Raw genomic sequence first — 12,612 nt, 5'->3', positions numbered from 1 at the left:
TCAACGGCGTTTGACCGGTCGCGCCGGATTGCCGACCACCGTCTCGTTCGCGGGCACATCACGCGTCACCACGGCGCCGGCGCCGACGATGGCGCCTTCGCCGATGCTGACGCCGCCAAGGATGATGGCGCTACCGCCGATCCAGGCATGGGCACCGATCTCGACCGGCCTGGCGATCTCAAGCCCCGCCTGTCGCCCCGCAGCTTCCTTGTGGTGCTCGGCGCAATAGATCTGCACATTGGGGCCAAGCAGCGTTCCCCTGCCGATGCGCACGCTTGCCGTGTCGAGGATGGTGCAGCCGGCATTGAGGAAGACGCCGTCGCCGAGAACGATGTTGAAGCCGTAGGCGCAGTGGAACGGCGCCTCGATTCGGGCGCCCTCGCCCACGCCGCCGAGCAATGCCTTCAGGCCCGGCCCGAGATTGCCACGCTGTCGCGGCGGCAGGCAATTGTGCTCGAACACGGCTTCGCGCGCCGCGACGCGCAGCGCCTCCAGCTCGTCATCGAGGCAAGTGTACCATTCGCCGGCCGCCATCTTCGCGCGCTCGCTTCCAGCCATGGCGTGGTCTCCCATTGACGTCTTTGAAAAGCACGAGTGCGGCCAGCAGGAAAGCGCCAATCCCAGTACTGGTCAAATATCGGACCTATGGTAGCCTGTAGTCTCAAGGCCGTCCTGGCCAGTGATCGAGGGGGATCAACATGCTCTTGCTTCTTGCACTTCTGATCGGTGTCATTGCCGGCCTGCGCGCCATGACAGCGCCGGCCGCGGTCGCCTGGGGCGCGTATCTGGGCTGGCTGCCGATTGCCGGCACCTGGGCCAGCTTCATGAGCCATTGGGCCGCCGTCGGCATCTTCACCATCCTGGCCATCGTCGAGCTCGTCACCGACCAGCTGCCGTCGACGCCAAGCCGCAAGGTGCCGCAGCAGTTCGGCGCCCGCATCCTGCTTGGTGCTTTCAGCGGCGCGGTGATCGGTGCGACCGGCGGTTCCACCATAGGCGGCCTGATCGCCGGCGCCATCGGCGCGGTCATCGGCACGTTGGGCGGCGCCGAAGCGCGCGGCCGGCTGGCGGCCGCCTTCGGCAAGGATCCGCCCGCCGCCTTCATCGAGGACGCGGTGGCGATCATCGGCGGCCTGCTGATCGTGGCGGCGGTCGTATGACGGCAAAAACCTTCGACGCCATCATCATCGGCGCCGGCCAGGCCGGGTCGCCATTGGCGGGCCGCCTGTCCGCCGCCGGCATGAGCGTGGCGCTGATCGAGCGCAAGCTGGTCGGCGGCACCTGCGTCAACACGGGCTGCATGCCGACCAAGACCATGGTCGCCAGCGCCTATGCCGCGCATCTGGCGCGGCGCGCCGCCGACTATGGCGTCACGCTCGGTGGCCCGGTCGGCGTCGACTATGCCAGGATCAAGGCGCGCAAGGACAAGGTCACCAACGACGCCCGCGGCAATCTGGAGACATGGATCGCCGGCATGAAGGACTGTACCCTCTACCGCGGCCATGCGCGCTTCGAATCCGCCAACACGGTGCGTGTCGGCGACGACCTTTTGAGCGCCGAAAATATCTTCCTCAACACGGGCGGCCGCGCGTCCGTGCCCGACCTGCCCGGCATCCACGACATCGACTACCTGACCAATTCCTCGATGATGGATCTCGACGTGCTGCCGCGCCACCTGATCGTTGTCGGTGGCAGCTACATCTCGCTCGAATTCGCGCAGATGTTCCGTCGCTTCGGCTCGGACGTCACCGTCATCGAGAAGAGCCCGCGCCTGACCGGCCGCGAGGACGAGGATGTCTCGGCCGCCATCCTGTCGATCCTCGAGAATGAAGGCATCGCGGTCCATGTCGGCGCCGACGACATCGGCTTCGCCAAGCGAGGCACCGACATCGCGGTGACTTTCTCGGCCAGCAAGCCGCCAGCGGTCGGCTCGCACGTGCTGCTGGCGCTGGGACGCACCCCAAACACCGACGATCTCGGCCTCGACAGAGCCGGCGTCGCGGTCGACAAGCGCGGCTTCGTCACCGTCGACGACCAGTTGCGCACCAGCGTGCCGGGCATCTGGGCAATGGGCGACTGCAACGGCAAGGGCGCCTTCACCCACACCTCCTACAACGACTACGAAATCGTCGCCGCCAATCTGCTCGACAACGACCCACGCAAGGTCAGCGACCGCATCGAGGCCTATGCGCTCTACATCGACCCGCCGCTCGGCCGCTGCGGCATGACCGAGTCAGCCGTGAAGAAATCCGGGCGTCGCGCGCTGGTCGGCCAGCGGCCGATGACCCGCGTCGGCCGCGCGGTGGAAAAGGGCGAGACGCAAGGCTTCATGAAGATCCTTGTCGATGCCGACACGCGCGAAATCCTCGGCTGCTCGGTGCTCGGTCCCGGCGGCGACGAGGCGGTGCATTGCGTGCTCGACCTGATGTACGCCAAGGCACCCGTCGACACTCTGGCGCGCGCGGTGCACATCCACCCCACCGTCTCGGAACTGCTGCCCACGATTGCCCAGGAACTGAAGCCGCTGGCCTGATTTATTCGATGGTGTCCGGTCCGGTCAGCTTCGCCTCCAACCGGCCGAGCAGGAGCATCGCGCCTCTCAGTTCAGCGTCACCGATATCGCTGAGCAGCTCGGCGCGCAGCACCGCCAGCAGGCGCTCGATCTCGGTCACACGGCCGCGCCCGGCATCGGTGAGCGACAGGATCTTGGCCCGCCTGTCGGCGGCATCCTCGGTGCGCGTCACCAGCCCCTCCTCGACCAGCAGGTCGACGATGCGTACCAGGGACGGCCCCTCGAAGCCAAGATGATCGGCAAGGACACCCTGGCGCCGATTGTCACCCAGCCGCGACAGCATCACCAGTGGCATGGCGGTGGCATGCGACAGGCCGCAATCGTCGAGCGCCTTGTCGGCCGCGCGCCGCCAAAGCCTTGCGACTGATATAACCAGTTGGCCAAATCTGGCACGATCCGGGTCTTGCTTGGACATGGTGAAAAAGATAACATGCTATTTATTAGGTTGCGATAAAATTCTTTTCCCTGGCGAAGCCCCAGTCGCCAAGAACCGGAAGCCGACGACCGAGCTCCAAAGATCGCCCTGACGGCCCTTTTCGGCCGCCGCGACCGCGAGGCGCCGCCCCCCGGAAAAGCGTGAGGACCGATATGTCGAAACAAGATTCCAACAGCTCCGGCGGCATCTGGCTGCTCGTGCTTTTCGGCCTGGTGCTGATGATCATCGGCCTGCCGCTGCTATATGGCGGCGTCCAGCTCATCGGTCTTGGCGGCTCCTGGTATTATGCGCTGGCCGGCGCCGGCATCATCGTTTCCGGTTTCCTCTTCGCCTTGCGCCGGCGCGCAGGCTTCTGGCTCTACCTCCTCATCTTCCTCGCCACCATTGCCTGGGCATTGTGGGAGGCCGGATTGAACTTCTGGCCGCTGGTGCCGCGGCTGGTCGCACCGGCGGTGCTGGCCGTGATCGCCCTCCTGCTGGCGCCGCTGTTCCCGTCATCCGGCGGCGGCAAGCGCGGCCCGTTCGCCGTTGCCGGTGTCCTGATGCTCGGCCTGATCGCCACTGCCGCCTACGCCTTCCAGCCGCATGGCGTGATCCGCGACATGGTCGCCGCCAGCGAAGCGCCGCCGCTTGCCGCGGCCGCCTCCAGCACCGATTGGCGTCATTACGGCCGCACGCCCGCCGGCACGCGCTATGCGCCGATCGGTCAGATCAACAGGGACAATGTGAAGGACCTCAAGGTCGCCTGGACCTTCCGCACCGGCGATATACCGGTCAAGGGCGCCGAGGACCAGAATACGCCGCTGCAGATCGGTGACACGGTCTACACCTGCTCCTCGAAAAATGTCGTCAACGCGCTCAACGCCGAAACCGGCGAGCCGCGCTGGAAATTCGACCCGAAGGCTTCGGCGCCGCTGTGGCAGCGCTGCCGGGGCGTCAGCTACTACGAGCCGGCGGCCGATGCCGCGGCCAGTGGCGCCCCAGCGGTCTGTGCCGGGCGCATCGTCATGACCACCATCGATGCGCGGCTCATCGAGATCGATGCCAAGACCGGCCAGCCTTGCCCGGACTTCGGCCAGGGCGGCACCGTCGACCTCAAGCAAGGCATGGGCGAGGTGAAGGCCGGTTTCTACTTCCAGACTTCGGCGCCCACCGTCATGCGCGACCTGATCATGGTCGGCGGCTGGGTCTGGGACAATGTCGAGACCGGTGAGCCGTCCGGCGCCGTCAGGGCCTTCAGCGCCAGGACAGGCGAGCTGGTATGGGCCTGGGACCTCGGCAATCCGGCGATCACCAAACTGCCGCCGGAAGGCCAGAGCTACACGCGCGGCACGCCCAACGTCTGGTCGACGCCGAGCTATGACGACGCGCTTGGCCTCGTCTATTTGCCGACCGGCAACGCCACGCCCGACTTCTTCGGCGCCGAGCGCAGCAAGGCGGCGGAGGATTACACCGCTTCGGTCGTCGCGCTCGATATCGCCACGGGCCGCGAGCGCTGGAAATTCCAGACCGTGCATCATGACCTCTGGGACTATGACCTCCCCTCGCAGCCGGCGCTCTATGACGTGCCCGACGGCAAGGGCGGAAAGGTGCCGGCGCTGATCCAGGTCACCAAGCGCGGCCAGATCTTCATGCTCGACCGCCGCGACGGCAAGGCGATCGCCGAGGTGCAGGAAAAGCCGGTGCCGCAGGATGGCGGCGCGAAGGAGGATTTCCTGTCGCCGACCCAGCCCTATTCGGTTGGCATGCCTTCGATCGGCGATAAGCCATTCACCGAGGCCAGCATGTGGGGCGCCACTCCGTTCGACCAGCTCTATTGCCGTATCGGCTTCAAGAAGCTGCGTTACGAGGGCGAATTCACACCGCCGGGCCCGACGCGTTCGCTGCAGTTTCCCGGCTATTATGGCGGCATGAACTGGGGCAGCGCCTCGATCGACGAGGCCAATGGCTACCTGATCGTCAACGATATCCGCATGCCGCAATTCGTCGAATTGCTGCCGCGCGCGGTGGCCGACAATTATGGCCCCTCGGCGGCGCATGACGGTCTGGGCACCCAGCTCGGCACGCCGTATGGCGCGCTCAAGAACGGCTTCATGTCGCCGCTCGGCGTGCCCTGCCACCAGCCGCCCTACGGCACGATCAGCGCCATCGACCTGAACACGCGAAAACTCGTCTGGCAGGTTCCGGCCGGCACGCTGCAGGACACCGGCCCGCTTGAGATGAAGACCGGCCTGCGGATCCCGATCGGCATGCCGTCGCTCGGCGGCCCTGTGACGACGGCGGGCGGGCTCGTCTTCTATGCCGGCACGCAGGACTATTATCTGCGCGCCATCGACGTCGCCACCGGCGAGGAGCTTTGGAAAGGCCGCCTGCCGGTCGGCGCGCAGGCGACGCCGATGACCTACACCTCGCCCGCAAGCGGCCGCCAGTTCGTCGTCGTCTCGGCGGGCGGCGCGCGTCAGTCGCCCGATCGTGGCGACTACATCATCGCCTATGCCTTGCCAAAGGCGCCATGATCGGGAAAGGCTCGTTCCCTAAGGCTGATCGCAAACGAGGCGCCGCGGCGCCTCGTTTCAATCTGCTCCACGCTTTCTGCATCGCTGCAATGCAGCAATATACATTGCGCCCGGCACGGCTCCTCGCGCAGACTCAGAATTGAACCGATTCAGTCTGGACGCCCCATGCCCTTGCCGATCCTTGCGCTTGCCATTGCGTCTTTCTGCATCGGCACCACCGAGTTCGTCATCATGGGCCTGCTGCCGGAGGTCGCCGCCGACCTTCGCGTGTCGATCCCGTCGGCCGGCTTGCTGGTCACGGGCTATGCACTGGGCGTCGTCTTCGGCGCGCCGATCGTCGCCATGGCCACCGCGCATCTGCCGCGCAAGCCGGTGCTGGTCGGGCTGACGGCTTCATTCGTCGTCGGCAATCTGTTTTGCGCCATCGCGCCTGATTATTGGACGCTGATGGCGGCGCGTGTCTTCACCGCTTTTGGGCACGGCGCCTTCTTCGGCATCGGCTCGGTCGTTGCCGCCAGCCTGGTGCCGCGCAACAAGCGCGCCAGCGCCATGGCGCTGATGTTCGCCGGCCTGACGCTTTCGAACATTCTGGGCGTTCCTGCTGGCACAGCCCTTGGCGAAGCGTTCGGCTGGCGCTCCACATTCATCGCCGTTGTCGGCATCGGTCTGATCTCGGTCGCGGCCATCGCCTGGCTGGTGCCGTCGGATGTCGCGGAGCCGAGCGGCGGTGGCTTGCGCGGCGAGCTGCGCGTGCTGGGCAGGTTGCAGGTCTGGCTGGCGATGCTGATCGCCTCGCTGGCCTCGGCCAGCCTGTTTGCCGTGTTCACCTACATCAAGCCCTATCTGACCGAAGTGTCCGGCCTGTCCACCTCGGCCGTTACCTGGGTGCTCCTGCTCTTCGGCGCCGGCATGACGATCGGCAACATCATTGGTGGGCGGCTGGCCGACTGGAAGCTGATGCCGACCGTCATCGGCACGCTGCTTTTGATGGCGGTGCTGTTCGTCTGCTTCATGCAGTTCGGCGCCATCGCAAGTGTGGCCATCGGCATCGTCTTCCTGTGGGGCCTGCTCATTTTCGTCGTCGTGCCGCCGCTGCAGATCCGCGTCGTCGAGGCGGCCTCGGAAGGGCCGAACCTTGCCGCCACGCTGAACCAAGGCGCCTTCAATGTCGGCAATGCCGGCGGCGCCTGGATTGGCGGCGTGGCACTGTCGGCAGGCGTTTCTTACGCCAATCTGCCGCTGGTCGGCGCGGTGCTCGCCTTGCTGGCTGTCACCGTGGCAGTGCTGTCGCAGGCATTGGACCGGCGCGCGCCCGTCCCGCTCCAGGCTGCCGCGGAATAGACGTCTCTTTCGTCAGAGGGACAGAAATCTTGCGCCCATAGCGCGGCCTGCTGGACCAATCGACATCGATGGCCTCAAATGGGCATGTCTTCTTGCTCTTGATGGAGGAAGTCATGCAGAAATCGATCGAACGCATCGCCGGTGATAGCGAAGGCGTTTCCTACGAATTCCCGGTGTTCCACTTCACAGGCAGCGACAAGGCGGCGCCCTCGGCCTATCTGCAGGCGGCACTCCATGCCGGCGAACTGCCAGGCGTCGTCGCCATCGACGCGCTGATGCCGGCGCTGAACAAGGCGGAGGCCGAGGGCCGCATCAGGGGCAGCATCACCATCGTGCCCTGGGCCAACCCGATCGGCCGCGCGCAATATCATTTCGGCGAGCACCAGGGCCGCTTCCATCTGGGTACCCGCACCAATTTCAACCGCGGCTTTCCGCTGCTTGCCGCGCCCGACACCAAGCTCTTGCCGGACACCGCGTTTGGCGGCGCTGACCAGCGGCTGAAGTCACGCCTGGTGCAGTTGTCGCTGGGCCACGACATCGTGCTCGACCTGCATTGCGATGACGAGGGACTTGCCTATCTCTACGTCCACACCAGCCTGTGGCCTGATATGGCCGATTGCGCCGCCGCCATGGGTGTCGATGCGGTCGTGCTGTGGAGCGAGGATACCGACGGCACCTTCGAGGGCGCCTCGATCATGCCGTACCAGAACGTTCCCGCCGATGTGGCGAGGTTCGACCGGCGTGTCGCCACCACGGTCGAATATCGCGGCATCATCGACGTCGATGGCGCCCTGGCCAAAGCCGACGCCGAAGGCCTCTACCGGCTGCTGGTGGCGCGCGGCGTGATCGCCGACAGCGCGCTCCCCGCACCCGGCCCTTTCACCGGCACTGTGGCCCCCCTGGAAAACATCGACATGATGCCCGCGCCACGGGCCGGTGCTGTGCTCTATGACGTGAAGCCCGGCGACCGTGTCGCCAGGGGCACGCGCCTCGCCACCATCGTCCACGCGCCGGGCGAAGCCGATGGCCGCGCGGAAGTGTTCGCGCCGCAGGACGGCATCATCCTGACCCGCCGCTCGCGCCGCATCGTCCGCGCCGGCGAGGACCTTCTGAAGCTGGTCGGCGACAGGAAGAGCGCCGACGCAAGGTCGGGTACGCTGGAGGATTGAGCTCTCGAAGGCACCTGCCTCGGTGATTAGCGGAAAACGCTCATCGCTTCGTCATCCACGGGCGGAGCAAGGAGCGTAGCGACGCGGCGCAGACCCGAGGATCCATGCCGCGACTTCGATGCGCCGCTGCGGTGCAGAATTTTGCCCCGCTGCACCCGCCAGCAAGGTCACGGAATGGATCCTATGGTCTGCGCGGCGTCGCTACGCTCCTTGCTCCGCCATAGGATGACGAAGTTGGGGATGCTTTCACTTAGCCAGAAATCGCCAGCCGCGCTTTCGCCTCCAGCCATTCGGCCATCTGCCGGTAAGGCACCGGGCCATGGCTGATGCGGGCGACGCCGAGTTCGGCCAGCCGCTGGCGCGGCGGCACATGCGCCAGTGCGATGATGTTGACCGGTAGGTTCGTCGACTTGCAGAGCGTCTCGATCAAGCCCTCGTCGCCAAGACCCGGTGCGAAAAAGCCATTCGCTCCGGCCTTTTCATATGCCTGCGCCCGCTCGATGGCCTGATCGAGCAGTTCGTCGTCATGCGCGTCCGGCTTCGCCTTGAGAAAAATGTCGGTGCGTGCGTTTAGGAATGCCGGAATGCCGGAAGCCTTCACGGCAGCGGCGGCGGCTTCAATGCGCGTTACCTGGACGACGATGTCGTGCAGGCCGCTGCCGCCGACAATCTGGTCTTCGAAATTGAAACCGATGGCACCGGCGCGCAATGCCAACGTCACCGTGCGAGCAACGAATTCCGGATCGACGCCGTAGCCACCCTCGAGATCCATGGTGACCGGCAGATCGACCGCCGCCACGATACGCTTGATGTTGTCGAGTGCCAGCTCCAGCGGGATCTTCTCGCCATCGGCATAGCCGAACGCTGCTGCGACCGGCCAGCTTCCGGTGGCGATCGCCTTGGCGCCCGCCTTCTCCACGATCTTCGCCGAGCCCGGATCCCAGGCATTGTAGAGAACGATCGGGTTGCCCTTCACGTGAAGGGAATGGAACGTCCGCGCGCGCTCGGCCTGTTCGGTCATCGGTGTTTCCCGTTTTCGTATTGTTGAAGGTCCAGCCTAGACGCGACCGCCGGCTCTGGCGATGTGCCATGAGCCTGGGAACCGGCGGCCACCGAAGAGGCTTTTCAAATCAGTTGCGCATCCAGTTTTTCGCCGCTATGGATTTCGCCATGAACATGCGTTCGACCAAGACCATTTGGTGGTGGGCCTGCTGACAGCGGCCTGTTCGAACGCGCGTGCGTGAAAAGAGAGGGTGGCCGCAACGGAAAGTCCGGGCGGCCATTTGTTTTTTTCCAAGCCAGTCCCGGGTCCGTTGCCCCAACAAGCCAGATGGAGACGGCAATGACGATGAAGGTTCTGGAAAACGGCGCTGAAAGCTTCGTGACGGCGGGTGGCATCACCATCACCCGCGAGCGCCACGACCGGCCCTATGCAGGCGCGATCGACACTTACGTCGACGGGCTGAATTCGCGCCGCGGTGCCGTGTTTTCCTCGAATTACGAATATCCCGGCCGCTATACGCGCTGGGACACGGCCATCATCGATCCGCCTCTGGTCATCTCCGCGCGCGGTCGCGCCATGCGCATCGAGGCGCTGAACGGGCGTGGCGAAGCCCTGTTGCCGGTCATCGCCAAGACGCTGGGTGGCCTTGCCGACGTCACCATCGCCGAGACGACCAGGAAACTGATCCGCCTCGATGTCGCCAAACCGGGCCGTGTCTTCACCGAAGAGGAGCGCAGCCGCGTGCCTTCGGTCTTCACCGTGCTGCGTGCCATCACCGCTTTGTTCAAGACAGCGGAAGACGCCAATCTCGGTCTCTATGGCGCCTTCGGCTACGACCTCGCCTTCCAGTTCGACCCGGTCGACTACAAGCTCGAGCGTAAGCCGAGCCAGCGCGACCTCGTGCTGTTCCTGCCTGACGAGATCCTGGTCGTCGACCATTATTCGGCCAAGGCCTGGACCGACCGCTACGATTATTCAGGCGAGGGTTTTTCGACCGAGGGCCTGCCGCGCGACGAAATCGCCGAGCCGTTCCAGACCGCCGACCGCATCCCGCCGCGCGGCGACCATGAGCCTGGCGAATATGCCAACCTTGTGCGGCGCGCGATGGACTCGTTCAAGCGCGGCGACCTGTTCGAGGTCGTTCCCGGCCAGATGTTCTACGAGCGTTGCGAGACGCAGCCATCCGAGATTTCGCGCAAGCTGAAGTCGATCAACCCTTCGCCCTATTCGTTCTTCATCAATCTGGGCGAAGGCGAATATCTGATCGGCGCCTCGCCGGAAATGTTCGTGCGCGTCAACGGCCGCCGTGTCGAGACCTGCCCGATTTCCGGCACCATCAAGCGCGGTGACGACGCTATTTCCGATAGCGAGCAGATCCTGAAGCTGCTCAACTCCAAGAAGGACGAATCCGAGCTCACAATGTGCTCGGACGTCGACCGCAACGACAAGTCGCGCGTCTGCGAGCCGGGCTCGGTGCGCGTCATCGGCCGCCGCCAGATCGAGATGTATTCGCGCCTGATCCATACCGTGGATCACATCGAGGGCCGGCTGCGCGAAGGCATGGATGCCTTCGATGCCTTTCTCTCGCATGCCTGGGCGGTCACCGTCACGGGCGCGCCGAAACTGTGGGCGATGCGCTTCATCGAGCAGAACGAGAAAAGCCCTCGCGCCTGGTATGGCGGCGCCATCGGCATGGTCAATTTCAACGGCGATATGAACACCGGCCTGACCTTGCGCACCATCCGCATCAAGGACGGCATCGCCGAGGTGCGCGCCGGCGCCACATTGCTCTTCGACAGCATTCCCGAGGAAGAAGAAGCCGAAACCGAATTGAAGGCATCCGCCATGCTCTCCGCCATCCGCGACGCCAAGACGGGCAATTCCGCCAGCACCGAGCGCACCACCGCGCGCGTCGGTGACGGCGTCAACATCCTGCTCGTCGATCATGAGGATAGTTTCGTCCACACGCTGGCCAACTACTTCCGCCAGACCGGCGCCAATGTCTCGACCGTGCGCACGCCGGTGCCGGAGGAAGTTTTCGAGCGGCTGAAGCCGGATCTCGTCGTGCTGTCGCCCGGACCCGGCACGCCGAAGGATTTCGACTGCGCCGCCACCATCAAGAAGGCGCGCGCGCGCGACCTGCCGATCTTCGGCGTCTGCCTCGGCCTGCAGGCGCTGGCCGAGGCCTATGGCGGGGAATTGCGCCAGTTGCACATCCCGATGCACGGCAAGCCCTCGCGCATCCGCGTCTCCAAGCCGGGTATCATCTTCTCCGGCCTGCCCAAGGAAGTCACCGTCGGCCGCTACCATTCGATCTTTGCCGATCCGGTGCGGCTGCCTGACGACTTCATCGTCACGGCGGAAACAGAGGACGGTGTGATCATGGCCTTCGAGCATCGCAAGGAGCCAATCGCCGCGGTGCAGTTCCACCCGGAATCGATCATGACGCTCGGCCACAATGCCGGCATGCGCATCATCGAGAACATCGTCGCCCATTTGCCGCGCAAGGCCAAGGAAAAGGCAGCCTGACGAAATGGCCGAAGCCGAGAACGCCATGATGATCGCGACGAAAGCCGCCGGCAAGCGCAAGGTCGCCAACCTTGCCTTCTGGTCGATCGTGATCGCCTTTGTCGTGCTCGCGCTGAAGGTCGCCGCCTGGTACGTCACCGGCTCCGTCGCGCTCTATTCGGACGCGCTGGAATCCATCGTGAACGTCATTGCCTCGGTCGCCGCCTTCTGGGCGATCCAGGTCAGCTACAAGCCGGCCGACCAGGACCACCCGTTCGGCCATCACAAGGCCGAGTATTTCTCGGCGGTGCTTGAAGGCGTGCTGATCGTCGTCGCCGCGCTTTTGATCCTGAGCGAGGTCTGGCGCTCCTGGCAAACGCCGGCGCCGCTCGAGCAGCCCTGGAAAGGAATTGCCATCAATGGCGTCGCCACCGCCATCAATGCCTTCTGGGCCTGGACACTGATCCGCGTCGGCCGGGCCGAGAAATCGCCGGCGCTGGTCGCCGACGGCAATCATATCATGACCGATGTGGTGACCTCGATAGGCGTCTTCGGCGGCCTGGTCGGCGCAATCCTGACCGGCTGGCAGATCCTCGATCCGGCACTTGCCGTCATCGTCGCGCTCAACATCCTGTGGCAGGGCTGGCACGTCATCGGCTCGTCGATGAACGGGCTGATGGACCGCGCCGTCGACACGCAGGAACATATGCGCATCCGCGACATCATCTCGGCCAACTGCAAGGGCGCGCTGGAGGTGCACGACCTCAAGACACGCATCGCCGGCCGCGCCACCTTCATCGAGTTCCATCTGGTCGTCGACGCCGACATGTCCGTCGGCGCCAGCCACGTCATCTGCGACCGCATCGAGGACGCGCTGAAAGCCGAAATCCCCTCGGTGCGCGTCACCATCCATGTCGAGCCCGACGATGAGGCGAAGCTGCCCAAGGGCACGACCGCCGTGCCATTCGCGTAGCCTCGCGCTAGCCTGAGGCCTGTCGAGATTCAGGTCAGGCCGAGTCGAGAATGGTGGCTTCCGAGAACCGGAGCGGAGCGTACTCAAAGTACGT

The 12,612-nt window shown here is 65.1% G+C and carries 11 protein-coding genes; 8 read left to right on the top strand and 3 right to left on the bottom strand.

Annotated elements, in window-relative coordinates; genetic code table 11:
- Positions 1-558: a sugar O-acetyltransferase gene (locus tag MesoLj_RS11855; RefSeq protein ID WP_202326097.1), complete on the bottom strand. Its 558-nt coding sequence runs from the start codon at positions 556-558 to the stop codon at positions 1-3.
- A gap of 140 nt (positions 559-698) precedes the next feature.
- On the opposite strand from MesoLj_RS11855, the gene MesoLj_RS11850 reads away from it, so the two are divergent.
- Together MesoLj_RS11850 and MesoLj_RS11845 are read left to right on the top strand one after the other, a co-directional pair.
- Positions 699-1,160 carry a DUF4126 domain-containing protein gene (locus tag MesoLj_RS11850; RefSeq protein WP_202326096.1) on the top strand — a complete coding sequence of 154 codons (462 nt, stop codon included), beginning with the start codon at positions 699-701 and terminating at the stop codon, positions 1,158-1,160.
- Positions 1,157-2,533, top strand: a complete 1,377-nt coding sequence (locus MesoLj_RS11845) for an FAD-containing oxidoreductase (RefSeq protein WP_202326095.1) — start codon at positions 1,157-1,159, stop codon at positions 2,531-2,533. Before MesoLj_RS11850 ends, MesoLj_RS11845 begins: the two co-directional genes overlap by 4 nt.
- Position 2,534: 1 nt before the next feature.
- Here MesoLj_RS11845 and MesoLj_RS11840 read toward each other — a convergent pair whose 3' ends face one another.
- A complete protein-coding gene (locus MesoLj_RS11840) occupies positions 2,535-2,987 on the bottom strand; it encodes a MarR family winged helix-turn-helix transcriptional regulator (protein WP_202326094.1) in 453 nt (150 codons plus the stop codon).
- 173 nt (positions 2,988-3,160) lie between these two features.
- Here MesoLj_RS11840 and MesoLj_RS11835 point away from each other — a divergent pair, with 173 nt between their 5' ends.
- The 3 genes from MesoLj_RS11835 (at position 3,161) to MesoLj_RS11825 (ending at position 8,034) form a co-directional block, all read left to right on the top strand.
- Positions 3,161-5,524 carry a membrane-bound PQQ-dependent dehydrogenase, glucose/quinate/shikimate family gene (locus MesoLj_RS11835; protein ID WP_202326093.1) on the top strand — a complete coding sequence of 788 codons (2,364 nt, stop codon included), beginning with the start codon at positions 3,161-3,163 and terminating at the stop codon, positions 5,522-5,524.
- Between the two features lie 165 nt (positions 5,525-5,689).
- The gene (locus MesoLj_RS11830) at positions 5,690-6,865 is read left to right on the top strand and encodes an MFS transporter (RefSeq protein WP_202326092.1); all 1,176 of its coding nucleotides are present in this window, start codon (positions 5,690-5,692) and stop codon (positions 6,863-6,865) included.
- A gap of 113 nt (positions 6,866-6,978) precedes the next feature.
- Positions 6,979-8,034, top strand: a complete 1,056-nt coding sequence (locus MesoLj_RS11825) for a succinylglutamate desuccinylase/aspartoacylase domain-containing protein (protein ID WP_202326091.1) — start codon at positions 6,979-6,981, stop codon at positions 8,032-8,034.
- A 250-nt stretch (positions 8,035-8,284) separates the two neighbouring features.
- Here MesoLj_RS11825 and MesoLj_RS11820 read toward each other — a convergent pair whose 3' ends face one another.
- Positions 8,285-9,055, bottom strand: a complete 771-nt coding sequence (locus tag MesoLj_RS11820; RefSeq protein WP_140771532.1) for an isocitrate lyase/PEP mutase family protein — start codon at positions 9,053-9,055, stop codon at positions 8,285-8,287.
- 68 nt (positions 9,056-9,123) lie between these two features.
- Between MesoLj_RS11820 and MesoLj_RS36615 the strand changes: the two genes are divergently transcribed.
- From MesoLj_RS36615 to MesoLj_RS11810, 3 genes are all read left to right on the top strand, one after another.
- Positions 9,124-9,249 carry a hypothetical protein gene (locus tag MesoLj_RS36615; RefSeq protein ID WP_274609153.1) on the top strand — a complete coding sequence of 42 codons (126 nt, stop codon included), beginning with the start codon at positions 9,124-9,126 and terminating at the stop codon, positions 9,247-9,249.
- Positions 9,250-9,376: 127 nt separating this feature from the next.
- Entirely contained in the window at positions 9,377-11,566 is a 2,190-nt protein-coding gene (locus MesoLj_RS11815; protein ID WP_202326090.1) for an anthranilate synthase, read from the top strand.
- 4 nt (positions 11,567-11,570) lie between these two features.
- Positions 11,571-12,518, top strand: a complete 948-nt coding sequence (locus MesoLj_RS11810) for a cation diffusion facilitator family transporter (protein WP_274609152.1) — start codon at positions 11,571-11,573, stop codon at positions 12,516-12,518.
- Positions 12,519-12,612: the final 94 nt, after the last annotated feature.

The organism is Mesorhizobium sp. 113-3-9 (assembly GCF_016756515.1).
Classification (GTDB): Bacteria; Pseudomonadota; Alphaproteobacteria; order Rhizobiales; family Rhizobiaceae; genus Mesorhizobium.
The sequence above is the reverse complement of the archived record's forward strand: the minus strand, read 5'-3'. Positions and strand labels throughout refer to the sequence as shown.